Origin of the sequence: Variovorax sp. LjRoot290 (assembly GCF_964253985.1) — a bacterium.
In the GTDB taxonomy this organism is placed as follows: Bacteria; Pseudomonadota; Gammaproteobacteria; order Burkholderiales; family Burkholderiaceae_C; genus Variovorax.
In genome coordinates this window covers 5,484,534-5,506,254 of record NZ_CAXURW020000001.1, presented here as the reverse complement: position 1 = coordinate 5,506,254, position 21,721 = coordinate 5,484,534, and the positions used below count along the sequence as shown (strand labels likewise).

The 21,721-nt window shown below is 68.8% G+C and carries 21 protein-coding genes; 16 read left to right on the top strand and 5 right to left on the bottom strand.

Annotation, left to right across the window (positions count from 1 at the left end):
* Positions 1 to 3 precede the first annotated feature (3 nt).
* The 6 genes from otnI (at position 4) to ACSQ9A_RS27150 (ending at position 4,863) form a co-directional block, all read left to right on the top strand.
* Complete coding sequence (gene otnI / locus ACSQ9A_RS27175; protein ID WP_436305974.1) at positions 4 to 828, top strand: 2-oxo-tetronate isomerase; 825 nt, start codon at positions 4 to 6, stop codon at positions 826 to 828.
* Positions 825 to 2,015, top strand: coding sequence for an amidohydrolase family protein (locus tag ACSQ9A_RS27170; protein ID WP_436305973.1), 1,191 nt, complete (start codon positions 825 to 827; stop codon positions 2,013 to 2,015). The genes otnI and ACSQ9A_RS27170 overlap by 4 nt, the downstream gene beginning before the upstream one ends.
* A complete protein-coding gene (locus ACSQ9A_RS27165) occupies positions 2,012 to 2,470 on the top strand; it encodes a RidA family protein (RefSeq protein WP_093108628.1) in 459 nt (152 codons plus the stop codon). The genes ACSQ9A_RS27170 and ACSQ9A_RS27165 overlap by 4 nt, the downstream gene beginning before the upstream one ends.
* A 211-nt stretch (positions 2,471 to 2,681) precedes the next feature.
* Positions 2,682 to 2,900 carry a hypothetical protein gene (locus ACSQ9A_RS27160; protein ID WP_093108629.1) on the top strand — a complete coding sequence of 73 codons (219 nt, stop codon included), beginning with the start codon at positions 2,682 to 2,684 and terminating at the stop codon, positions 2,898 to 2,900.
* A gap of 44 nt (positions 2,901 to 2,944) precedes the next feature.
* The gene (locus ACSQ9A_RS27155; protein WP_436305972.1) at positions 2,945 to 3,556 is read left to right on the top strand and encodes an HAD family hydrolase; all 612 of its coding nucleotides are present in this window, start codon (positions 2,945 to 2,947) and stop codon (positions 3,554 to 3,556) included.
* A 101-nt stretch (positions 3,557 to 3,657) separates the two neighbouring features.
* On the top strand, positions 3,658 to 4,863 hold the full coding sequence (locus ACSQ9A_RS27150; RefSeq protein ID WP_436306372.1) for a glycerophosphodiester phosphodiesterase: 1,206 nt from the start codon (positions 3,658 to 3,660) through the stop codon (positions 4,861 to 4,863).
* A gap of 249 nt (positions 4,864 to 5,112) precedes the next feature.
* On the opposite strand, the gene ACSQ9A_RS27145 is transcribed toward ACSQ9A_RS27150, so the two are convergent.
* Both ACSQ9A_RS27145 and ACSQ9A_RS27140 read right to left on the bottom strand, forming a co-directional pair.
* Entirely contained in the window at positions 5,113 to 5,943 is an 831-nt protein-coding gene (locus ACSQ9A_RS27145) for a class I SAM-dependent methyltransferase (protein ID WP_436305971.1), read from the bottom strand.
* 3 nt (positions 5,944 to 5,946) lie between these two features.
* Positions 5,947 to 6,759 (bottom strand): class I SAM-dependent methyltransferase, encoded by an 813-nt coding sequence (locus tag ACSQ9A_RS27140; protein ID WP_436305970.1) that lies wholly within the window; start codon positions 6,757 to 6,759, stop codon positions 5,947 to 5,949.
* Positions 6,760 to 7,003: 244 nt separating this feature from the next.
* On the opposite strand from ACSQ9A_RS27140, the gene ACSQ9A_RS27135 reads away from it, so the two are divergent.
* Together ACSQ9A_RS27135 and ACSQ9A_RS27130 are read left to right on the top strand one after the other, a co-directional pair.
* The gene (locus tag ACSQ9A_RS27135) at positions 7,004 to 7,537 is read left to right on the top strand and encodes an OsmC family protein (protein ID WP_436305969.1); all 534 of its coding nucleotides are present in this window, start codon (positions 7,004 to 7,006) and stop codon (positions 7,535 to 7,537) included.
* The gene (locus tag ACSQ9A_RS27130; protein ID WP_436305968.1) at positions 7,537 to 8,526 is read left to right on the top strand and encodes an AraC family transcriptional regulator; all 990 of its coding nucleotides are present in this window, start codon (positions 7,537 to 7,539) and stop codon (positions 8,524 to 8,526) included. The genes ACSQ9A_RS27135 and ACSQ9A_RS27130 overlap by 1 nt, the downstream gene beginning before the upstream one ends.
* A 6-nt stretch (positions 8,527 to 8,532) precedes the next feature.
* Here the strand turns inward: ACSQ9A_RS27130 and ACSQ9A_RS27125 are convergent, their stop codons facing one another.
* Complete coding sequence (locus ACSQ9A_RS27125) at positions 8,533 to 9,078, bottom strand: SRPBCC family protein (protein WP_436305967.1); 546 nt, start codon at positions 9,076 to 9,078, stop codon at positions 8,533 to 8,535.
* A gap of 25 nt (positions 9,079 to 9,103) precedes the next feature.
* Between ACSQ9A_RS27125 and ACSQ9A_RS27120 the strand changes: the two genes are divergently transcribed.
* The 7 genes from ACSQ9A_RS27120 to ACSQ9A_RS27090 all read left to right on the top strand — a co-directional run bounded on the left by ACSQ9A_RS27120 (position 9,104) and on the right by ACSQ9A_RS27090 (position 15,626).
* Positions 9,104 to 10,330: an NAD(P)/FAD-dependent oxidoreductase gene (locus ACSQ9A_RS27120; protein WP_436305966.1), complete on the top strand. Its 1,227-nt coding sequence runs from the start codon at positions 9,104 to 9,106 to the stop codon at positions 10,328 to 10,330.
* A gap of 111 nt (positions 10,331 to 10,441) precedes the next feature.
* Positions 10,442 to 10,957 carry a DUF1269 domain-containing protein gene (locus ACSQ9A_RS27115; RefSeq protein ID WP_436305965.1) on the top strand — a complete coding sequence of 172 codons (516 nt, stop codon included), beginning with the start codon at positions 10,442 to 10,444 and terminating at the stop codon, positions 10,955 to 10,957.
* Positions 10,958 to 11,002: 45 nt separating this feature from the next.
* Positions 11,003 to 12,157 (top strand): cytochrome c oxidase subunit II, encoded by a 1,155-nt coding sequence (locus tag ACSQ9A_RS27110; RefSeq protein ID WP_436305964.1) that lies wholly within the window; start codon positions 11,003 to 11,005, stop codon positions 12,155 to 12,157.
* Positions 12,154 to 13,950 (top strand): cytochrome c oxidase subunit I, encoded by a 1,797-nt coding sequence (gene ctaD, locus ACSQ9A_RS27105; RefSeq protein ID WP_436305963.1) that lies wholly within the window; start codon positions 12,154 to 12,156, stop codon positions 13,948 to 13,950. Before ACSQ9A_RS27110 ends, ctaD begins: the two co-directional genes overlap by 4 nt.
* Complete coding sequence (locus ACSQ9A_RS27100; RefSeq protein ID WP_436305962.1) at positions 13,947 to 14,561, top strand: cytochrome c oxidase subunit 3; 615 nt, start codon at positions 13,947 to 13,949, stop codon at positions 14,559 to 14,561. The genes ctaD and ACSQ9A_RS27100 overlap by 4 nt, the downstream gene beginning before the upstream one ends.
* A 19-nt stretch (positions 14,562 to 14,580) precedes the next feature.
* Positions 14,581 to 15,300, top strand: coding sequence for a heme-copper oxidase subunit III family protein (locus ACSQ9A_RS27095; protein WP_436305961.1), 720 nt, complete (start codon positions 14,581 to 14,583; stop codon positions 15,298 to 15,300).
* 11 nt (positions 15,301 to 15,311) lie between these two features.
* Positions 15,312 to 15,626: a cytochrome C oxidase subunit IV family protein gene (locus ACSQ9A_RS27090; RefSeq protein ID WP_093108644.1), complete on the top strand. Its 315-nt coding sequence runs from the start codon at positions 15,312 to 15,314 to the stop codon at positions 15,624 to 15,626.
* A gap of 10 nt (positions 15,627 to 15,636) precedes the next feature.
* Here the strand turns inward: ACSQ9A_RS27090 and ACSQ9A_RS27085 are convergent, their stop codons facing one another.
* Both ACSQ9A_RS27085 and ACSQ9A_RS27080 read right to left on the bottom strand, forming a co-directional pair.
* Entirely contained in the window at positions 15,637 to 17,268 is a 1,632-nt protein-coding gene (locus ACSQ9A_RS27085) for an MFS transporter (RefSeq protein ID WP_093108645.1), read from the bottom strand.
* 6 nt (positions 17,269 to 17,274) lie between these two features.
* Positions 17,275 to 17,787 (bottom strand): Lrp/AsnC family transcriptional regulator, encoded by a 513-nt coding sequence (locus ACSQ9A_RS27080; protein WP_093108646.1) that lies wholly within the window; start codon positions 17,785 to 17,787, stop codon positions 17,275 to 17,277.
* 186 nt (positions 17,788 to 17,973) lie between these two features.
* Here ACSQ9A_RS27080 and ACSQ9A_RS27075 point away from each other — a divergent pair, with 186 nt between their 5' ends.
* Positions 17,974 to 21,579, top strand: coding sequence for an indolepyruvate ferredoxin oxidoreductase family protein (locus tag ACSQ9A_RS27075; RefSeq protein WP_436305960.1), 3,606 nt, complete (start codon positions 17,974 to 17,976; stop codon positions 21,577 to 21,579).
* The last annotated feature ends 142 nt before the right edge of the window (positions 21,580 to 21,721 follow it).

Here is a 21,721-nt window from a genome sequence, read left to right as displayed (position 1 = left end):
GTCATGCCCCGATTCGCCGCCAACCTCTCGATGCTCTATCCGGAGCTCGATTTCCTCGACCGCTTCGAGGCCGCCGCCAAGGACGGCTTCGAAGCCGTCGAATACCTCTTTCCCTACCCCTACGAGCGCCGCGAACTCGCGGCCCGCCTCTCGGCCCACGGCCTGCAGCAGGTGCTGTTCAACGGCCCGCCCGGCGACTGGGACCGCGGCGAGCGCGGGCTGGCCTGCCTGCCGGGCCGCGAGGCCGAATTTCGCGAAGGCCTCCTGAAGGCGCTGGACTATGCCGAGGCGCTCGATTGCTCGCGCGTGCACGTGATGGCCGGCCTGGTGCCCGAGGGCGTGGAGCGCGAGGCCGTGCAGCCGGTCTACATCGAGAACCTGCGCTGGGCCGCCGCCGAGGCGACCAAGGCCGGGCGCAATCTGCTGATCGAGCCGATCAACACGCGCGACATTCCGCGCTTCTTCCTGAACCGGCAGGACCATGCGCACGAGATCGTCGAGATGGTCGCCGCGCCCAATCTCCAGGTGCAGATGGACCTCTACCACTGCCAGATCGTCGAGGGCGACGTGGCGATGAAGATCCGCAAGTACCTGCCGAGCGGCCGCGTCGGCCATTTCCAGATTGCGGGCGTGCCCGAGCGGCACGAGCCGGACATCGGCGAGCTCAACCATCCCTATCTCTTCGACGTGATCGACGAGGTGTCGGCCCAGTGCGGCTGGCAAGGCTGGGTCGGCTGCGAATACCGGCCGCGCCGCGGCGCCGTGGCGAGCGGCACATCGGACGGCCTCGGCTGGCTGCGGGCGCTGCCGCGCACACAGGCCGCATGAGGCTCGAAGCCGTGCGCATCCCGCCGCGCCTGCGGGGCTTTGCGGCGCGCGATGCAGAGGTCTTCGATGTCACGCTGGTCGGCGCGCAGGTTGCGACCATCGAAGCGAGCGAACTGCCGGCGCGCGGCACCCTGCTCAGCGCCATGGTCGATGCGCATGCGCACATCGACAAGAACTACACCGTGCGCGAGGTGGGCGCGGCCGAGGGCAATCTGTTCGCGGCCATCGGGCGCATGGCCGCGCACCGCGCGCACTGGACCGGCGACGCGCTGCGCGCGCGCATGGAACGCGCACTGCACGAAGCCTGGCGTGCCGGCACGCGCGCCCTGCGCACGCACCTGGACTGGAACAGCGCCGAGGCGCCGGCCTCGCTCGCGGTCTTCGAGGAGCTGCGCTCGCAGTGGCACGGCCGCATCGAGCTGCAGTTCGTCGCGCTCGTGCCGCTCGATCTGTTCGCCGATCGCGAAGCCGGCGAGCGCATCGCCCGCGCCGTGCAGCGCGCGGGCGGCGCGCTCGGCGCCTTCGTCTATCGCAACGAGGGCATCGTGTCCAAGCTGGGGCGCGTGCTCGACCTCGCGCAGGACCACCAGCTCGCGCTCGATTTCCATGTCGACGAAGGGCTGGACGCGGAGGCGACCGGCCTGCGCACCATCGCACAGCTCGTGATCGCGCGCGGGCTGCATGGCCGCGTGCTCTGCGGCCATGCTTGCTCGCTGTCGGTACAGGAAGACGCGGCCGCCAGGGACACGCTCGGCCTGTGCGCGAAGGCCGGCTTGCACCTCGTGGCGCTGCCCACCACCAACCTCTACCTGCAGGGCGCCTGGGACCGCACGCCGGTGCCGCGCGGCATCACGCGCATCCGCGAAGCCGCCGCGCTGGGCCTGCGCGCGAGCCTGGCCACCGACAACGTGCAGGACTCCTTCTATCCCTACGGCGGCTACGACCTGCTGGAAACCTTCGGCCTCGGCGTGCAGATGGCGCACCTGGCGCCGGCATCCGACTGGCTCGACGCGATCACCGTCAGTCCGGCGACGGCGCTGGGCCTGGGCTGGGACGGCCGCATCGCGTCCGGCTGCCCCGCGGACCTGGTGCTGCTGGCCGCGACCGACGAATACGAACTTCTGGACCCGCGCGGACGGCGGCGCACTGTCATCCGCGCGGGTCGGACCCTGGAGAACGGCGAATGAGCATGGGCAAACCGATGGCCAACTACGCGGCCGCCAAGCGCGTGGGTGATTTCGTCTTCATGAGCGGCGTGGTCGCGGTCGATCCGTCGACGCGCCGCGCGGTGGCCGGCTACGACGACATCCCCGAAGAAGCGCGCCAGGGCTTGCGCACGCTCGGCTACGCCACCGGCCAGATGTCGGTGGACGTGTTCGAGGCGGCCATCGTGGCGCAGAGCTGGTTCGTGCTGGAGCGCATCCGCCAGATCGCGGCCGAGCACGGCGGCACGATGGACGACGTAGTCAAGCTGGTGCAGTACTTCCGCCAGCTGCCGCACTACGCCTTCTACAACCGCGTGCGCGGCCTGTTCTATCCCGGCGAGCCGCCGGTCAGCACGGTGGTGGAGGTGTCGCGCTTCCTGCCGGGGGACGAGGTGCTGGTCGAGGTGGAAGCGACGATGTATTTGCCGCAGCACTGAGGGCGCGCCTCTGACCGGCGCAGCGCCGGTCCTCGAAGATTTTTTGTGATCTTCCGCACAACCGGAACGGATTTCCCTGCGTATCTCCTGCAAAAGAAGCGGCGTCGGTCGTTACGTAGAGAGCCTGGCACGGTGGATGCAAGGCCATCGGCGAGCGGGCTTCACGCCATTTTTTTGACATTCCATGTCTTGCCGATTGCAGGAGACGATCATGTTGCAAAGTTCTTCGATGCAGACTTCAGCCGCGTTCGAGATCCGGTTCCAGTCCCTGTTTCAACAAGGCCGCGCGCTGGCCTTCCCCTGCGACCGCACGGGCCTGGTCGACCTCGACGCCATGAGTGAAACTGCCAGAAACAACTACTTGTTCGCTCGAGGCATGATCGGCCGCGAGTACGCGATGCCCTTCGTCCAGGCCTGCGAACGTCATTGATCCGGCGTTGACATCGTGTTGCCGATCATTGGCTGCGCATCGCGATGTCCATTTCTCTTGTCCTGTTCGACCTCGACGGCGTGCTTTGCGACTACGACCGTTCGGCGCGGGTCGCCCACCTGGCCGCGCTGACCGGGCAGAGCGTCGACGCCGTGCGGCGTGCGATCTGGGATTCCGGGCTGGAAGCGCGGGCCGATGCGGGCCTCATGAGCGGCAAGGACTATCTCAGCGAACTGGGCCTGCTGCTGGGCCATCGCATCACGCTCGACGATTGGCTGGCCGCGCGGCGTGCCGCGACGACGCCGAAGGCCGAAGTGCTCCGGATCGCGAAGGCCGTTGCCTCGAGCCGGCGCGTCGCGGTCCTCACCAACAACGGCCGCCTGCTCACCGAGCACATGGATCGCGTGTGTCCCGAGGTCGGCGAGCTCTTCGATGAGGGCACGATCCTTTCCACGGCGTCGTACGGCGCCACCAAGCCTGCCCCCCAAGCCTACTTGCGCTGCCTGGAGGAATTGGATGCAATGCCTGCCGGAACGCTCTTCATCGACGACGTCGATTCGAATGTCGCTGGCGCGATCCAGGCCGGCCTCCATGCCTACATGTTCATCGGCGCCGAGGCCATGGCGCAGGAGCTGGCATCGCGCGGGTTGATCTAGTTCACTCGGTTGTCACGAAGGGCGCATACCGTCCGTTCGCCACATCAACGAGGAGAACTTTCGTGAACCATTCGAAGAAATTTTGGGCTGCGCTGCTGGGCATGGGCATGCTGTTCGCAGCCGCCGCGCCTGCCGCCGCGCACGAAGAAAAGGCACGCCGGCGCGCCGACAACGCGCCGCTGGTGATCGGACACCGCGGCGGCGCCAACGGCTATCTGCCCGAGCACACGCTGGAAGCCTATGCCCTCGGCATCGCCCTGGGCGCCGACTACATCGAGCCCGATCTGGTCGCCACCAAGGATGGCCAGCTGATCGCGCGCCACGAGCCCAATCTGATAGACACCACCAACGTCAAGGACCTGCCGCAGTTCGCCAGCCGCCGCAAGACCGTCATGGTCGACGGCATCGCCACCGACGGCTTTTTCGCCAGCGACTTCACCCTGGCCGAGATCAAGCAGCTGCGCGCCGTCCAGTCCTTTCCCGAGCGCGACCAGGGCTTCAACGGCAAGTTCCAGATTCCGACGCTGGCCGAGGTGATCGAACTGGCCAAGCGCAAGTCGCGCGAGGAGGGGCGCCGCGTCGGGATCTATCCGGAAACCAAGCACCCGACCTACCACCAGGGCATCGGCCTGCCGCTGGAAGACCGGTTGCTGGGCGTGCTGAGCGCTGCCGGCTGGAACCACCGCAACGCCCCGGTCTTCATCCAGTCCTTCGAGACCGCCAACCTGCGCTACCTGCGCAGCAAGACCAGCGTGCGGCTGATCCAGCTGGTCGATGCCAACGACGTCAAGCCCGACGGCTCGCTCGACTTGAGCAAGCCCTACGACAAGCCCTACGACTGGGTGGTCTCGAACCGCGCTGGCCTGTTCAGTGATCTGGTGACGCCGCGCGGCCTGCAGGAGGTGAAGGGCTACGCCGACGGCATCGGCCCGTGGAAGCCTTATCTGATATCGAGCGCCTGCAAGACGGTGCAGAACGGCGCCTGCGCCGACGTGACGGGCGACGGCGCGGTCGACGAGCGCGACCGCGTGTTGCTGCCGCCCACCGACGTGATCGCCAATGCGCACCGGCTGGGCCTGCTGGTCCATCCGTACACCTTCCGCAGCGAACAGAAGCGGCTGACCGGCAGCTTCGGCGGCAACCCGGTCAATGAATACCTCGCGTTCTACGAGGCCGGCGTCGACGGCTTGTTCAGCGACTTCGCCGACACCGCGGTCGCTGCGCGCGCGATGTTCCTGCTCAAGCACGATCCCGACTACGCCGGCTGTCTGGTCAATGCACGCCGGTGCGAGAGAAACAATGACTGAGCGGGTGCTCGCGCGGATCCTGGGGGCGGTCCTGGCTGCCGCGGCGCTCGCGCAGCCGGCCCATGCCGAGGGCGGGTTGCCCGGCTCGCCGGCTGCGGTCGGGCAAGGCCCGGGCGCCGCGACGACCGCGGCGCCCGCCCAGCCGGAGAGTCTGGGCGGCGCGATCTTCAACCCGTTTGCTGCGCCGGCATGGGCGTCTGCGCGGCGCCCGGTCGCGGTCGAACGCGACTCCGGGTCTCGCAGGCCCGACTACGTCCTTCGCTCCGGCGCGGCAGCGCCGACCACCACGAACTCTCCCGGCACCCGGTAGCCCGCACCCTGCCGCCACGCATCGATCGCTTCGAGGTAGCGCGCGCGGACCCGCGTGCGAACCTCTTCGCCGAAGCGCGACCAGGCCAGCGCCACGGGTCCGCCGGCAAAGGCCGCGTTGCAGGCCTCGTCGCCGTCGGCATAGCGCAGCGTCGTCGCGATGCGGCGCTGTTCGACGGCCTCGAAGCCGGCCTCGGCGCACAGGCGTGCCAGCGTGTCCTGCTGCCCGAGCCGGAAGAACAGCGGGCAGACCTCGCTGGCGACCTCGGCGTCGACGATCGGGAACACGGCCGACCAGCCGCAGCGCGATCGTTCTCCCCACACGGCAAGCGCCATGCGGCCGCCCGGGCGCAGGACCCGCCGCATTTCCCGCAAGGCGCGTTCGGGATCGGGCAGGTACATCAGGCCGAGTGCGCACAGCGCGAGGTCGAAGCTCGCGTCCGGCAGTGCCAGGCTTTCGGCATCCATGCGCGCAAAGCCCACGTTCGACAGCGCCTTGTTCGAGGACTGAAGCCGGGCGGCGTCGACCATCTGCCCGGACAGGTCGATGCCGAACACCCGGCCATCCGGACCGACCGCACGCGCCGCCTCGAAGGCGACCAGCCCGGTGCCGCAGGCCACATCGAGCACGCGCTCGCCCGCTGCCGGCGCCGCCATGGCCAAGAGCCCGGCGCGGGCGTCGGCGAGCTGCGCCTGCCACAGCGCTTCGTAGTCGCCGGCCGCCAGGTCCCAGCCGTAACGCTGGACGCGCCGCTGCAGCCTGGCATCCATGGCTCAGCGCCGCGTGACCACGATTTCGAGGTAGTCGCTGGGCACGACCAGCGATGCCGGGCCGGCCCGGTTGCTGCGGTCCAGCAGCTCCGTCAGATCGCGTTCCAGCGCGGCGGCGCCGTCGGCGGGCAGGGCCGCGAAGGCCTTGTGGACCGGCCCGTACCAGGTACGGAACACCTCGATGAAATGCGCGGCCGAACGGTAGCGGAAGTTGAACTGCCGCTGCGTGATCGCGATCGACGCGGCGCGTTCGCCGAAGAGTTCTTTCAGGTGCGCCTCGGTGCCCCACAGCGAAGGCGGCTGCACGCCCGCCGGCGGCGGCAGATGGCGTCCCAGCACCTTGAACAGCTGGCCGATGAAGCCCTCGGGCGTCCAGTTGGCGAGGCCGATGCGGCCGCCGGGGCGGCACACGCGCGCCAGTTCGGAGGCCGCCTTCGCGTGGTCGGGCGTGAACATGACGCCGAAGGTCGACAGTACGGCGTCGAAGCTGGCGTCCTTGAAGGGCAGCGCCTCGGCGTCCGCGGTCTGGAACTCCACGTTCAGGCGTTCTGCACGCGCGCGCTCGGCGCCGCGGTCGAGCAGCGCGGCCACGTAGTCGGTCGAAGTCACCTGGCAGCCGCGCCGCGCTGCGGCCAGCGTGACATTGCCGTTGCCGGCCGCGACGTCGAGCACACGCTCGTCGCAGCGCAGGTCGCAGGCCTCGGCCAGCTGCTCGCCCACCAGCTGCAGCGTGGTGCCGATCACGGCGTAGTCGCCGCTGGCCCAGGCGGTCATCTGGCGGCTCTTGATGGCGTTGAAATCGACGGGTGCATTCATGGCGCTGGTCTCCTTGGGGTGTTGAAGTGGGGGAAGGCCTGAACTGTCGCGCGCCGCCGCGGCGGCGTCCTGCCTGCGCGTCGGCCTGGCCTGCCCCATCGTCCGCAATGCGGCCGTCGGCATGCCGAGCGTCCGGGCCGGTTGCCCATTCATCCGTCCGAGCGGCATAGTCCATATCTCCTCTAGGCGCCGCGCGCCGACGCGCCCAGAATGGCTGTATCCAGTTCGATGCGGAGAGCAACCTATGGCAGCAGAAGACATCGCGGCGGCATTGCAGCGGGTGGAGGCGGTGCTGCGGCGGCGCCCCGAGGCCGGCCTTCACGAAGACTCGCAGGCCGTGGCGCGTTGGACAGGCGCTTTGGGGGTGATCGCCAGCCATGCGAACGGGACCGAGGTGGCGACCGACATGCCGGGCGAATTCGGCGGTGGCGGCGATCGGGTCACGCCGGGCTGGCTGCTGCGCGCCGGATTCGCATCCTGCGTCGCCACCCGCATCGCGATGGGCGCTGCCACCGAGCGAATCGAACTGGAGCAACTCGAGGTGCGGGTCGACAGCCATTCGGATGCGCGCGGCATGCTGGACGTGGCGGAGGCCGACGGCACGCCGGTGATCGCCGGGCCACTGGACATGCAACTGTTCGTGCGGATCTCCGCACCCGGCGTGGCGCCGCAGCGCTTGCGAACGCTGGTCGAAGAGAGTCATCGCTGTTCGCCGATGTCTTGGGCGATCCAGCTCGCGGTGCCGGTGACCCTGCGCATCGAGGTGGGTGACAGCTGATGGATGCCCTGTCCGAGACCCTTCGCGTCGTGCGGCTGGTCGGCGCCATCTTCATCAACGCCCGGTTCACCGCGCCCTGGTGCTACCAGTCGCCGCGCGCCGATACGGTGGCGCCGATCCTGGAGCCCGGCGCCGAGCGCGTGGTGATCTTCCACCTGATCACCGAGGGCGAGTGCTATGTCGAGCTCGCCGGCGAGCCGCCGGTGCACCTGATGGCGGGCGACGCCATCATCTTTCCGCAGGGCGATGCGCATCGCATGACTTCGCAGCCGGGGCTGCCGCCGGCCACCGGGGGGCGGCTCGCCGAGGTGCTGACGCGCCGGCCGCGCCAGCTGGCCTACGGCGGCGGCGGTGCGACCACGCGCCTGGTGTGCGGCTATCTCGCCTGCGATGCCCGCCTCGCGGGGATGCTGCTGGCGGGGCTGCCTGCGCTGGTCCGGGTCAATGTGCGCGGATCGAATGCCGGCACCTGGCTGGAGGCCTCCGTTCGCTACGCGCTGGCCGAGGCGCGGTCGCCGCGGCCGGGCGGCGCCGGCGTGCTGGCCAAGCTGTCCGAGGTGCTGTTCATCGAAGTCCTGCGCCTGTACATGAACGAGCAGGGCGAGGGACGCACCGGCTGGCTGGCGGGCGTGGGCGACCGGATCGTCGGCGCCGCCCTGAACGCGCTGCACAAGAGCCCGGCCCATGCCTGGACGCTGGACGAGCTCGCTCGCACGGTCGGCAGTTCGAGGTCGGTGCTGGCCGAGCGCTTCCAGCAGCTGGTGGGAAGCTCGCCGATGCAGTACCTGACGCAGTGGCGCATGCTCTTGGCCGCGAATCTGCTGTGCCGCAGCAATGCCCCGCTGGCCAGCATCGCGGAGGACGTGGGCTACCAGACCGACACGGCCTTCAGCCGCGCCTTCCGGCGCGAGTACGGCGCGCCGCCGGCGGCCTGGCGCCGCAGCCGGTCGATGCGCGACCAGGTCGCGCAAGTCCGACACGCAGCTTGACCATGCTCAATGCTTGCCCTCGAGCGTCGCCTTCAGTTGCCGCACGGCCTGCGCCGACTCGGCATCGATGCGCGCGCGCAGGCTGAAGCGGTTCAGCAGCGCGAACAGCAGATTGGGTGCGCGGTATTCGAACTCGCGCACGAAGTGCGTGCCGCCCGCCGCGGGTGCGAGCGAGTAGCTGACGACGCCGGCCGCGCGGCCGTCGATCTCGCCGGCGATGCGCCAGAGCCGTTCGGGCTCGCGCGCCGTGACGCGCCAGGTCACGCGCCCGCGGCGCCCGGCGACCTGGAAGTCCTCCACAACCGACTCGCCGACCGTGAGCGGATGATCGGCATCGCCGCTGACGGCGAGCGAGGACGGGTGCCAGCGCGGCCAGTTGGCCGGCGTCGTGACGTAGGCGAAAACTTCCGCCGGCGGCCGCGCGATGTCGGCCTCGGTGACGATGCGGGTGCGCCCCGCGTTCATCGGCACGAACAAGGCGGCGACCAGCACCGCGAGCACGAGAAGGGCGAAGGCCCATCGCTTCCACGTACGATGCGTCGAGCGTTTCATCGTTGACCTCCATGTCGCCATGACGATGCATTCTGTCCCTGCTTCGTGCGAGGTGCTCGTGGTTGGCGCCGGGCCGGCCGGCAGCGCCTGCGCGCAGATGCTCGCGCGCGCCGGGTTCGATGTCGTGCTCTGCGACCGGCACGACTTCCCGCGCGACAAGGTCTGCGGCGACGGCCTGATTCCCGATGCGCACCGCGCGCTCGCGCGGCTCGGCGTGCTCGACGAAGTGCTGGCACGCGCACGCAGCGCAAGGCATGTCGGCTGCATCGCGCCGCACGGCGGACGGGTCGAGGTGCCGGCCCAGCTGGCTGTGCTGCCGCGCCGCGAACTCGACGACATCGTGCGCCGGGCCGCGCTGGCGGCTGGCGCGCGCTGGCTCGCGCCGGCGTGCTTCGATGCACTGCTCTTCGATGCCGGCCAGCGCGTGGTCGGAGCACGGCTCAGGCTGGCCGGCAGCAGCATGCACGAGCTGCGCGCGCGCTGGACCGTGCTCGCCACCGGCGCGGCGACGGTTCCTTTGATTGCGGCAGGCGTCTGCGTGCGGCGCGCGCCGAGCGGCTTCGCGCTGCGCGGCTACGTGAAGAACGAGGCGATGGCCGCGCGCATCACCGGGCTCGAAGTCGTGTGGCACCGCGCGCTGCGCGGCGGCTACGGCTGGATCTTTCCTTGCGGCGCCGGCATGTTCAATGTCGGTGTCGGGCTCATCACCCACGGCCAGGATCAGGCAGCGATGCCGGAGCGCAACCTGCGCGAGCTCTTCGCCGCCTTCGCGCACCTGCATGCGCCGGCCCACGAGCTGCTGCAGGGCGGCACGCAGGTCGGCGCGCTGAAGGGCGCGCCGCTGCGCTGTTCGCTCGAAGGCGCGCGCTGGTCGCGGCCCGGGCTGCTGGTGGCGGGGGAGGCGGCGGGCAGCACCTATCTGTTCACCGGCGAGGGCATCGGCAAGGCGCTGGAGACCGGCATGCTCGCTACAGAAGCGCTGGTCGAAGGCCGCGAACCAGGGCCGGGCGAGGATGCGGCGGTGCGCTCGCATTACGAAGCCGCGCTCGCCGCGCTGAAGCCGCGCTTCGCCGCCTACGCGCAGGCCAATCGCGTCAACGAACACCCGTGGCTGGCCGATCTCGTGATCTGGCGTGCGCGCCGCAGCGCGCGCATCGTCGGGCGCCTCGCCGGCGTGCTCGAGGAAACCCACAATCCCGGCAAGCTCGTGAGCGCCAAGGGACTGGCGCGGCTGTTCCTTCCGCTCGGCTGATTGCCCCGGCGTCGCCTTTAGAGGCGGCGTGGGGTTGCTAACGGCCTCCCCCTGGCCTATAAGTCATCTATGGTTTCTTTGTCTCGTCGCAAGACGAGGAAGGAGAGCGCCATGAAGAGACGCATTTACTGGCTGATGCCGGATCCGGCGAGTGCCAGGCGGGCGATGCACGATCTTGTGCAGGCGCGCGTCGACGCTGCGCACATTCATTTCGCCGCTGCCGAAGGCATGGACATGACCGGGCTCCATGCGGCCAACGCGCTGCAAACCTCGGACGTCGTTCATGCCGCAGAAAGCGGTCTGGTGATCGGCGGCGCCGTCGGTACCGCGGTCGGGCTCGTGGCCGCGCTGCTGTTCCCCGTCGTCGGGGAGGCACCCGAATGGGAAACGGCTGCGCTGCTGGCCGTGCTCGGAGGCCTGATCGGTGCCTGGTCGGCCAGCATGATCGGCATCTCCATTCCCAGTCCGCGGCTTGCGCGCTTCGAAGGCGCGATCGGGCGCGGGCAGATTCTTCTGATGGTGGACCTGCCGCCGTCGCGCGTGCAGGCCATCGATGCGCTGTTGCGAACCGCCCATCCGGAGGCCCGTTTCGAGGGCGAGGAGCGGCTGGTCCCCGCGCTGCCCTGAAGCGCGTGGACTGCGAATCGCCGATGACGAGTCGAGGTGCCACACATGATCATGGCCATCGCGCTCGCAATCATCGTCGTCGCATCGGTGCTTTTTCACATTGTCAATCCGTGGTGGATCACTCCCCTGGCATCCAACTGGAAGCCGATGGACGACACCCTGACCATCACGCTGGTGATCACGGGCCTGTTCTTCGTCGTCATCAACCTCTTCGTCGTCTACACGCTGGTGCGCTTTCGCCACCGCGAGGGCGTGCGCGCGGTCCGGCAGCCCGAGAGCAAGTCGCTGGAGCGCTGGCTGATCGGCGTCACCACCGTGGGCATCATCGCGCTCCTGGCGCCCGGCCTGGTGGTGTACGCGAACTACGTCAAGACGCCGCATGACGCCCTCACGCTGGAAGTGCTGGGCCAGCAGTGGCAGTGGCGCTTCCGCTTCGCCGGCGCGGACGGCAAGCTGGGGCTGACCGAGACGCGCTTCGTCAGCGCGACCAATCCCTTCGGCCTCGACCCCGCCGACGCGGCCGGGCAGGACGACATCCTGATCGCGGCGGACGAGGTGCACCTGCCGCTGGGCAAGCCGGTGAACGTGCTGCTGCGTTCGCACGATGTGCTGCACGACTTCTACGTGCCGCCCTTCCGTGCCCGCATGAACACGGTGCCGGGGCAGGTCAGCACCTTCTGGTTCACGCCGACCGTGACCGGCCGCTACGAGGCGCTGTGCTCGCAGCTGTGCGGCGTCGGCCATCCCAACATGCGCGCCCACGTGGTGGTGGAGGACGCGGCGAGCTTCCAGGCCTGGCGCGACGCGCTGCCGACCTTCGCCGCGATGCAGGCCAACGTGCGCGCCGCTGCCGCAGCGGGTGCCGGCGCCGGTTCGTTGGCCGAGCGGGGCCGCGCGCTGGCGGACGCCAAGGGCTGCGTGGCCTGCCACACGATCGACGGCAGCCCGCGCGTGGGGCCGACATGGAAAGGCCTGTACGGTAAGACCGAAAGCCTGCGCGACGGCTCCACCGCGAAGGTCGATGAAAAATTCCTGCGCGACTTCGTCCGCGATCCGCAGGCGCGCGGCATCAAGGGCTTCGCGCCGGTGATGCCGAAGATCGAGCTGAGCGACGAAGAGCTGGCCGCGCTGGTGGCCTACATCCAGACCCTCGGCGGCCCGCCGGCGCAGGCTGCCGGTGAACAGAAGGCGCAAAGATGAGCGCGATTCCCACCCCCACCGGCGATATCGCCGACACTGCCGGCCACCACGCGCCGCAGACCTTCCTGACGCGCTACGTCTGGAGCCAGGACCACAAGGTGATCGCGATCCAGTACGCCTGCACGGCCATCACGGTGGGCGTGATCGGCGTGGTGCTGTCCAACCTGATGCGCCTGCAGCTGGGCTTCCCCGGCGTGTTCGAGTTCATCACGCCCGAGCGCTACTACCAGTTCGTCACCATGCACGGGATGATCATGGTGATCTACCTGCTCACGGCGCTCTTCCTCGGCGGCTTCGGCAACTACCTGATCCCGTTGATGGTGGGCGCGCGCGACATGGTGTTCCCGTATCTCAACATGCTGAGCTTCTGGGTCTACCTGCTGTCGGTGATCGTGCTGATGGCGAGCTTCTTCGTGGCCGGCGGACCCACCGGCGCGGGGTGGACGCTGTACCCGCCGCAGTCGATCCTGCCCGGCACGCCGGGGCACGACGGCGGCATCATCCTGATGCTGATCTCGCTCGTGATCTTCATCGTCGCCACGACGATGGGCGGCCTCAACTACGTGACCACCGTGCTGCAGGCGCGCTGCAAGGGCATGACGCTGCTGCGCATGCCGCTGACGGTATGGGGCATCTTCGTCGCCACCATCCTCGCGCTGCTCGGTTTTCCGGCGCTGTTCGTCAGCGGCGTGATGCTGCTGCTCGACCGCGTGGCGGGCACCAGCTTCTTCATGCCGGCGCTGCTCTCGATGGGGAAGGCGACCCAGTACAAGGGCGGCAGTCCGCTGCTGTTCCAGCACCTGTTCTGGTTCTTCGGCCATCCCGAGGTCTACATCGTGGCGCTGCCGGCCTTCGGCATCGTCTCCGACCTGATCAGCGTGCATGCGCGCAAGAGCATCTTCGGCTACCGCATGATGGTCTGGGCCATCGTCGCCATCGGGGGCTTGAGCCTCGTGGTGTGGGCGCACCACATGTTCGTCGCCGGCATGAACCCGTACTTCGCCTTCTTCTTCGCGACCACCACGCTGGTCATCGCGGTGCCGACTGCCATCAAGGTCTACAACTGGCTGCTCACGCTGTGGCGCGGCGACATACACCTGTCGGTGCCGATGCTGTTCTCGCTGGCCTTCATCTGCACCTTCGTCATCGGCGGGCTGACCGGCCTCTTCCTCGGCAACGTGAGCGTCGACATCCCGCTCTCGGGCACCTACTTCGTGGTGGCGCACTTCCACATGGTGATGGGCGTGGCGCCGCTCTTGGTGGTCTTCGGCGGCATCTATCACTGGTATCCCAAGGTGACCGGCCGCATGCTCAACGACTGGCTCGGGCAGCTGCATTTCTGGATCACCTTCATCGGCACCTACCTGATCTATTTCCCGATGCACTACCTCGGCGTGCAGGGCATGCCGCGGCGCTACTACAACTTCGACAACTACGCGTTCATCCCGCCGTCCGCGTACAGCCTGAACACCTTCATCACCGTGGTGGCGCTCGTCGTCGGCGCGGCGCAGCTGCTGTTCATCTTCAACCTCGTCTGGAGCCTGCGCTACGGCCGGCGCGCCGATGCCAACCCCTGGCGCGCCGCCTCGCTGGAATGGCAGACGCCGCAGACGCCGCCGGTGCACGGCAACTGGGGGCCGGAGCTGCCGGTGGTCTACCGCTGGGCTTATGGCTACGGCGTGCCGGACGGTCCGAAGGACTACGTCGCGCAGAACGAGCCGCCCGAGGCGGGCGGCATGGAACCCGAGGCCTACAAGGGCAAGGACGACGAGGTTCGGGGGGCACCGACATGAACGCGATCGCCGCGCTGCCTTTTGCAGAACGTGATCACGCGGCCGCCGCGAGCATCGGCCTGTGGGTGTTCATGGGCGTGGCCACCGCGCTGTTCTCGCTCTTCGCCACGGCCTATGTGATGCGCATGAGCGCCAGCGATGCCGTCGCGCTCGCGCTGCCGTGGCAGCTGTGGCTCAGCACCGCGCTGTTGTTCGCGGGCGGCGTGGCGCTTTCGAAGGCCGGCGCGACGGCGCGTGGCGGCCACGGCATGGCGCGGACGCGCCGTCTGCTGCTCGCCGGCGGCCTCTGCGCGCTGGCCTTTCTGGCAGTGCAACTGTGGGCCTGGCAGGCGCTGCTCGCCGCGCAGGTGATGCCGGCCGGCAATCCGGGCGGCAGCTTCTTCTATCTGCTGACCGCCATGCACGGGCTGCACGTGGCGGGCGGCCTCGCCGGCTGGGCGTGGACGGCACGCGCCGCATGGCGGCCGGCGGCGCGCCTTGCCGATCTCGCATGGCGCATCGGGCTCGTCGCGCGCTACTGGCACTTCATGCTGGCGGTGTGGCTATTGTTGTTCGCCATGCTGGGCTGGCTGACGCCGGAGGTGGCACGCTTCATCTGCGGCACCGCCTGATCGATAGAGGAAGCTTGCCATGAACACTGCCGCATCGATCGCGCAAATGCCCGTTGTGCCCGTTGTGCCCGTGGCCCCGGCCGCCGCAGCCGAAGGCCTGCGCGGGCTGATCGCCGACTGGTCCTCCGACCGCGAAGCCTTCCACGTCTCGTGGGGCAAGGCGATGATGTGGATCTTCCTCTTGAGCGACACCTTCATCTTCAGCTGCTTCCTCGTCGGCTACATGACGGTGCGCGTCTCGACCGTCGTGCCCTGGCCCAATCCGAGCGAGGTGTTCGCGCTCCATGTGGCCGGCGCCGACGTCCCGCTGCTCCTGATCGCGATCATGACCTTCGTGCTCATCAGCAGCAGCGGCACGATGGCGATGGCCGTCAATTGCGCTTACCGCGGCGACAAGGTGAACGCCGCCACGCTGATGCTGGTGACCGCCACCTGCGGCGAGATCTTCGTCGGCATGCAGGCCTTCGAATGGTCGAAGCTGATCATGGAAGAGGGCGTGCGGCCCTGGGGCAACCCGATGGGCGCGGCGCAGTTCGGCTCGGCCTTCTTCATGATCACCGGCTTCCACGGACTGCACGTGTCGGGCGGCGTGGTGTTCCTGTTCATCATCGCCTTCAAGCTGCTGCGCGGCGACTACGACCGCGGCGGCAACTACCAGATCGTCGAGATCGTCGGCCTGTACTGGCACTTCGTCGATCTGGTGTGGGTGTTTATTTTTGCGCTCTTCTATCTCTGGTGAGGACTTCGACCATGAACCCCGGCACCGGCCAGCAACATCCGATCAGCCTCTACCTCAAGATCTGGGGGCTCCTGTTCGTGCTCAGCACGATGTCCTACCTGGTGGACTACCTCCATGTGCAGGGCTATCTGCGCTGGGGCCTGATCCTCACCTTCATGCTGCTGAAGGCAGGCCTGATCGTCGCGGTCTTCATGCACATGGCCTGGGAACGGCTGTCGCTGGTCTACGCCATCCTGCTGCCGCCGCTGGCCCTGCTGGTGCTGGTCGGCCTGATGGCGGCGGAGGCCGGCCACACCTTGCTGGCGCGGCTGCTCTTCTTCAATTGACGGCTTGCGCTCAGCGCCGCACCACGTAGCGCGTCACCACCGGCACCGTTTCGCCCTGGTGGAAGGCCAGGCGCCGCTCGCGCAGCGCCATGTCGGCCGCGGTCGCGCGGTGGAAGCGGCGCAGATGCTCGGTCCACGATTCGTCGACGATCTCCTCGACGTAGCGGCCTGGCTCGGCGATGTCGTGCAAGAGCTCCCAGCCGATCGCGCCCTGGCCGAGGCGCGCGCGGCGCGTCTGCTGCATCACGATGTGGAAGGCGGCGGCGCGCGCGGGGTCGATCATGTATTCGACGGTGATCACTACCCGCCCTTCCTCGCCCGGTGCCTCCGCCGGCGGGCCCGCGGCCCAGCCCTTGCGCGCGGGGCTGGTGTCGTCTTCCTCGCCGACGCCGTCGGTCACGTAGCGCAGCGCGACCAGCATGCACGCCGTGCCGCTCACGGCCGCGATCCCGAGGCTGATGTAGAGCGAGGAGAGCTCGGCCACCTGGCCCCAGAGCGCGGCACCGAAGGCGCTCGCGCCCATGATGGCCATCTGGTACATCGACATGCCGCGCGCACGCACCCAGTCGGGCAGCGCGAGCTGGGCCGAGACCGAGAGCGAATTGGCGACCGTGATCCAGGCCATGCCGCCGAGGAACATCGCCGGTACCGCGATCCAGGCGTTGGGCGCCACCGCCATCACGGCCGTGGCGCCGGACTGCAGCATGGCGCCGCGGATCACCAGCTGGTCGCGCGCGAGCGCCTGGCGCAGCCGCGGCAGGAACAGCACCGCCACGATCGCGCCCGAGCCCATGGCCGCCAGCAGCAGCGTGAAGGTGCCGGCCCCGCCGCCTTGCAGGTTGCGCGCCAGAAGCGGCAGCAGTGCGAGCAGCGCGGTCGAGTGCAGGAAGAAGATCGAGATGCGCGTGAGCACCGCGCGCATGCGCTGCGACTGGCGCACGAACTGCACGCCGACGCGCATCGCGCTGATCAACCGTTCGCGGCCCAGCGGATTGGGCTTGTGCTCGCGCCGCCAGCGCAGCACGATGAAGCCCGAGGCCACGCACAGCACGGCGTTGAGCCCGAACACCCAGACGCTGCCGGCGCTCGCGATCAGCGTGCCGGCCAGCAGCGGCCCGACGATGCGCGAGGCGTTCATCGCCAGCCCATTGAGCCCGAGCGCGGCCGGCAGGTGGGTGCGCGGCACCAGCTCGGGCACGATGGCGGAGAACACCGGCCAGCGCAGCGCCAGGCCGATGCCGTTGGCGAAGGTCAGAGCCAGCAGCAGCGGCGCGCTCATGAGGTCCAGCACCACGGCGCCGCACAGCACGATGGCGGCGCCGGCGAGCCAGAACTGGGTCGCGACCAGCCAGCGCCGCCGGTCCAGGATGTCGGCCAGCGCGCCGCTCGGCAGCCCGAGCAGGAACACCGGCAGCGTGGAGGCCGATTGCACCAGCGCAACCCAGATCGGCGAAGTGGTCAGCGAGGTCATCATCCAGGCCGCCGCCACGTCGTTCATCCACATGCAGATGTTGGCGACCAGCCAGGTGCTCCACAGCATGCGGAACACCGGCTGCTTGATGAGCGGTTCGAAGGGGCCGATGCGCGGCGGCTGCGCGCGCGTCGGGGCGACGGGGGTTTCCTCGGTCGAGATCGGTGGCATGAGCCGCTATTGTCCCGCGCCCGGCTTCCCGGACTTCGCCGGCTTCTTCGCCAGGTGGCCCAGCGGCAGCGCGCGGCTGGCCTTGACCTCGCCGAGCGAGAAGCTGGTGTGCAGGTCTTTCACGTTGGGCAGGTGCATCAGGCTGTTGAGCGCGAAGCGCGAGAAGCCGTCCAGGTCCTCGGCCACCACCTGCAGCTCGAACATGCCGGTGCCGCTGATGTAGTGGCAGGCCACCACCTCGGGCAGCTTGCGGATCGCCTCCTCGATCTTGCGCGTGACCTCGCCGGTGGCGCGGTCGGTGTCCAGGCGCACGAAGGCGAGCACGCCCAGGCCGATCTTGTGGCGGTCGATCTCGGCGTGGTAGCCGCGGATGTAGCCGGCGGTTTCCAGCGCGCGCACGCGGCGCCAGCAGGGCGCCGCCGAGAGCCCCACGCGCTGCGCCAGCTCGGCGTTGGTGAGCCGGGCATCGGCCTGCAGTTCTTGCAGGATCGCGAGGTCAAACTTGTCAATGCTTTCCATGAAGGCCTAGTTTAAGCAAGATCCTTCCAAAAAGCCTGCTTGAACGGGCAAAGAACGCAAACACCTATCAAGGCGGCAGGCATACACTTTGCGAGCATGATGGCTGCGGGGAGTGTTCCTACCCGGACGCCTCGCTCCCCACCCAACCGCCACGCCCACAAGGCACAGCCAACGGAGACAACGAAGATGAACGCACCGCTGCCGGAGCACATCCGCAAGGCCCTAGAAACGGTCACGCTCGACGATAAATATTCACTCGACTACGGCCGCGCCTTCATGTCCGGCGTGCAGGCCCTGGTCAAGCTGCCGATGCTGCAGCGCCTGCGCGACAAGCAGGCCGGCAAGAACACGGCCGGCTTCATCAGCGGCTACCGCGGCTCGCCGCTCGGCGGCTACGACCAGGCGCTCTGGAAGGCCAGCAAGTACCTGAAGGAACAGCACATCGTGTTCCAGCCGGGCGTGAACGAAGAGCTTGCGGCCACCGCGCTCTGGGGCACCCAGCAGCTCGGCTTCTCGCCCGCGGGCACCAACAAGTACGACGGCGTGTTCGGCATCTGGTACGGCAAGGGCCCGGGCGTGGACCGCTGCTCCGACGTCTTCAAGCACGCCAACATGGCCGGCACCACGCCCTGGGGCGGCGTGATCGCGGTGGCCGGCGACGACCACATCTCCAAGAGCTCGACCGCGGCGCACCAGAGCGACCACATCTTCAAGGCCTGCGGCACGCCGGTGTTCTTCCCGACCAACGTGCAGGAGATCCTGGACCTCGGCATCCATGCCTTTGCGATGAGCCGCTTCGCCGGCATCTGGTCGGGCATGAAGACGATCCAGGAGATCGTCGAGTCGAGCGCCACCGCGATGATCGACCCGGAGCGCGTCGAGATCGTGATGCCCACCGACTTCCAGATGCCGCCCGGCGGCCTGCACATCCGCTGGCCCGACCATGCGCTGGAGCAGGAAGCGCGGCTCATGCACTACAAGTGGTATGCCGCGCTGGCCTACATCCGCGCCAACCGGCTCAACCACAACGTGATCGAAGGCCCGAACGACCGCTTCGGCATCATGGCCAGCGGCAAGGCCTTCAACGACACGCGCCAGGCGCTGATCGACCTGGGCCTGGACGACGCGGCCTGCCGCCAGCTCGGCATCCGGCTGCACAAGGTGGCGGTGGTGTGGCCGCTGGAGGCGCAGCTCACGCGCGCCTTCGCGACCGGCCTGCAGGAGATCCTGGTGGTCGAGGAGAAGCGCCAGGTCATCGAATACCAGCTCAAGGAAGAGCTCTACAACTGGCGCGCCGACGTCCGGCCCAACGTGGTCGGCAAGTTCGACGAGGGCGAGGTGTACGAGGTCGAGGGCTACTCCGGCGGCGAATGGTCGATGCCCAATCCGACTTCGCACACGCTCTTGCGCTCCAACGCCGACCTGAACCCGGCACTGATCGCCAAGGCGATCGCCCAGCGCCTGAAGAAGAGCGGCCTCCTGGCTGCCGCCGGCGCCGACATGGCCGCGCGCATCGATGCGCAACTGGCCATCCTGGAGGCCAAGGAGCGCGCCATGGCCGCGCCACAGGCCACCGGCGTCTCGGACGCGGGCCGCCAGCCCTGGTTCTGCTCGGGTTGCCCGCACAACACCAGCACCGTGGTGCCCGAGGGCTCCCGCGCGATGGGCGGCATCGGCTGCCACTTCATGGCGACCTGGATGGACCGTTCCACCATCGGCTTCACGCAGATGGGCGGCGAGGGCGTGCCATGGGTCGGCCAGCAGCCCTTCACGACCGACCAGCACATCTTCGCCAACCTGGGCGACGGCACCTACTTCCACAGCGGCCTGCTCGCCATCCGCCAGAGCATCGCGGCCGGCGTCAACATCACCTACAAGATCCTCTACAACGACGCGGTCGCCATGACCGGCGGCCAGCAGGTCGGCGAGCGGCCCGAGGGCCATTCGGTGCTGCAGATCGCCGAGAGCCTGCATGCCGAAGGCGCGGTCAAGGTGGTCGTGGTCACCGACGAGCCGGAGAAGTACGAAGGCGTGAACGTGCCCGGCCAGGACGTGAAGGTGCGGCATCGCGACGAGCTGGACGAAATCCAGCGCGAGTTCCGGGAGATCAAGGGCACCACGGCCATCATCTACGACCAGACCTGCGCCACCGAGAAGCGCCGCCGCCGCAAGCGCGGCACGGCCGTCGATCCGGCCAAGCGCGTGGTCATCAACGAGCTGGTCTGCGAAGGCTGCGGCGACTGCAGCGTGCAGAGCAACTGCCTGTCGGTGGAGCCGCTGGAGACCGAGTTCGGCCGCAAGCGCACCATCAACCAGAGCACCTGCAACAAGGACATGAGCTGCCTGAAGGGCTTCTGCCCGAGCTTCGTCACCGTCGAAGGCGGCCAGCTCAAGAAGAAGGCGAAGGACAAGTCCGCCACGCCCGCCGAGCTGGGCGCGCTGGCCGAGCCTGCACTGCCTTCGCTTGCCGGCGGCAAGGTCTGGGGCGTGGTGGTGGCGGGCGTCGGCGGCACCGGTGTCATCACCATCGGCCAGCTGCTGGGCATGGCGGCCCACATCGAGGGCAAGGGCATCGTCACGCAGGACGCGGCCGGCCTGGCGCAGAAGGGCGGCGCCACCTGGAGCCACGTGCTGGTCGGCGACACGCAGGACGACATCCGCACCACGCGCGTGGGCACCGCGGCGGCCGACCTGGTGCTGGCCTGCGACCCGCTGGTCAGCGTCAATGCCGAAACCATGGCGCGCATGCGCGAAGGGCGCACCCATGTCGCGCTCAACAGCCACAGCACGCCGACGGCCGCCTTCGTGCGCAACGCCAACTGGCAGAACCCGCAGGAAGCCTGCGCCGCCGAGATCGCGCGCGCGGTGGGAGCCGAAGGTGTCGGCGCCTTCGACGCGGATGCGGCCGCGACTTCGCTGATGGGCGACACCATCTACGTCAACCCGATGATCCTGGGCTATGCCTGGCAGAAGGGCTGGATCCCGCTCGAGCATGCCTCGCTGATGCGCGCGATCGAGCTCAACGCGGTGGCGATCGAGAACAACAAGGCCGCTTTCGAATGGGGCCGCCAGGCCGCGCAGCGCCCCGAGGCGCTGCAGAAACGCGTCTCGCCCGGCCAGGTCATCGAGTTCAAGAAGCGCGACACGGTCGAGAGCCTGGTCGAGCGCCGCACCGAGTTCCTCACCGGTTACCAGAGCGCGGCCTATGCCGGGCAATACAAGGCCTTCGTCGCCAAAGTGCAGCAGGCAGAGTCGGCGCTCCCCAAGACCAGCCTGACCGAAGCGGTGGCACGCTACCTGTTCAAGCTCATGGCCTACAAGGACGAGTACGAAGTGGCGCGCCTGCACACCGACCGCAGCTTCCTCGACCGCGTCGAGGGCATGTTCGAGGGCGACTTCAAGCTCAACTACCACCTGGCCCCGCCGATCATCGCCAAGCGCAACGCCAAGGGCGAATTGCAGAAGCAGAAGTTCGGCCCCGCGATGCTGACCGGCTTCCGGCTGCTCGCCAAGCTCAAGGGCCTGCGCGGCACGGCGCTCGACGTCTTCGGCCGCACCGAAGAGCGCAAGACCGAGCGCGCGCTGATCGCCGAATACCGCGCCAGCATCGACGAAGTGCTGGCCGGGCTGAACGCCGGCAACCACGCGCTCGCCCTGGAGATCGCCAGCCTGCCCGAGCAGATCCGCGGCTACGGCCACGTCAAGGAGCGCAACCTGGCCGCGGCGCGCACGCGCTGGGCCGAGCTCGTGGCCAAGTGGCGCGACCCGCGGTCGCAGCGCGCCGCGGCCTGAAGGCCGGCGCCGGCAGGTCGCCGGTCCTTGCCCTGAAAGCCCCGAACGCCCCGCCGGGTTAGCCCCGGCGAGGTGAGCGCCGCCGAATACAATGTTCGATGCTGTGCGCGGCCAGGCGCTGCGCGGCTGCGTCATGCGGCCG

What these genes read in the sequence shown, in the direction of transcription:
- otnI (WP_436305974.1), top strand. Translation starts at nt 4, where the DNA reads ATGCCCCGATTCGCCGCCAACCTCTCGATGCTCTATCCGGAGCTCGAT.
- ACSQ9A_RS27170 (WP_436305973.1), top strand. Translation starts at nt 825, where the DNA reads ATGAGGCTCGAAGCCGTGCGCATCCCGCCGCGCCTGCGGGGCTTTGCG.
- ACSQ9A_RS27165 (WP_093108628.1), top strand. Translation starts at nt 2,012, where the DNA reads ATGAGCATGGGCAAACCGATGGCCAACTACGCGGCCGCCAAGCGCGTG.
- ACSQ9A_RS27160 (WP_093108629.1), top strand. Translation starts at nt 2,682, where the DNA reads ATGTTGCAAAGTTCTTCGATGCAGACTTCAGCCGCGTTCGAGATCCGG.
- ACSQ9A_RS27155 (WP_436305972.1), top strand. Translation starts at nt 2,945, where the DNA reads ATGTCCATTTCTCTTGTCCTGTTCGACCTCGACGGCGTGCTTTGCGAC.
- ACSQ9A_RS27150 (WP_436306372.1), top strand. Translation starts at nt 3,658, where the DNA reads ATGGGCATGCTGTTCGCAGCCGCCGCGCCTGCCGCCGCGCACGAAGAA.
- ACSQ9A_RS27145 (WP_436305971.1), bottom strand. Translation starts at nt 5,943, where the DNA reads ATGGATGCCAGGCTGCAGCGGCGCGTCCAGCGTTACGGCTGGGACCTG.
- ACSQ9A_RS27140 (WP_436305970.1), bottom strand. Translation starts at nt 6,759, where the DNA reads ATGAATGCACCCGTCGATTTCAACGCCATCAAGAGCCGCCAGATGACC.
- ACSQ9A_RS27135 (WP_436305969.1), top strand. Translation starts at nt 7,004, where the DNA reads ATGGCAGCAGAAGACATCGCGGCGGCATTGCAGCGGGTGGAGGCGGTG.
- ACSQ9A_RS27130 (WP_436305968.1), top strand. Translation starts at nt 7,537, where the DNA reads ATGGATGCCCTGTCCGAGACCCTTCGCGTCGTGCGGCTGGTCGGCGCC.
- ACSQ9A_RS27125 (WP_436305967.1), bottom strand. Translation starts at nt 9,078, where the DNA reads ATGAAACGCTCGACGCATCGTACGTGGAAGCGATGGGCCTTCGCCCTT.
- ACSQ9A_RS27120 (WP_436305966.1), top strand. Translation starts at nt 9,104, where the DNA reads ATGCATTCTGTCCCTGCTTCGTGCGAGGTGCTCGTGGTTGGCGCCGGG.
- ACSQ9A_RS27115 (WP_436305965.1), top strand. Translation starts at nt 10,442, where the DNA reads ATGAAGAGACGCATTTACTGGCTGATGCCGGATCCGGCGAGTGCCAGG.
- ACSQ9A_RS27110 (WP_436305964.1), top strand. Translation starts at nt 11,003, where the DNA reads ATGATCATGGCCATCGCGCTCGCAATCATCGTCGTCGCATCGGTGCTT.
- ctaD (WP_436305963.1), top strand. Translation starts at nt 12,154, where the DNA reads ATGAGCGCGATTCCCACCCCCACCGGCGATATCGCCGACACTGCCGGC.
- ACSQ9A_RS27100 (WP_436305962.1), top strand. Translation starts at nt 13,947, where the DNA reads ATGAACGCGATCGCCGCGCTGCCTTTTGCAGAACGTGATCACGCGGCC.
- ACSQ9A_RS27095 (WP_436305961.1), top strand. Translation starts at nt 14,581, where the DNA reads ATGAACACTGCCGCATCGATCGCGCAAATGCCCGTTGTGCCCGTTGTG.
- ACSQ9A_RS27090 (WP_093108644.1), top strand. Translation starts at nt 15,312, where the DNA reads ATGAACCCCGGCACCGGCCAGCAACATCCGATCAGCCTCTACCTCAAG.
- ACSQ9A_RS27085 (WP_093108645.1), bottom strand. Translation starts at nt 17,268, where the DNA reads ATGCCACCGATCTCGACCGAGGAAACCCCCGTCGCCCCGACGCGCGCG.
- ACSQ9A_RS27080 (WP_093108646.1), bottom strand. Translation starts at nt 17,787, where the DNA reads ATGGAAAGCATTGACAAGTTTGACCTCGCGATCCTGCAAGAACTGCAG.
- ACSQ9A_RS27075 (WP_436305960.1), top strand. Translation starts at nt 17,974, where the DNA reads ATGAACGCACCGCTGCCGGAGCACATCCGCAAGGCCCTAGAAACGGTC.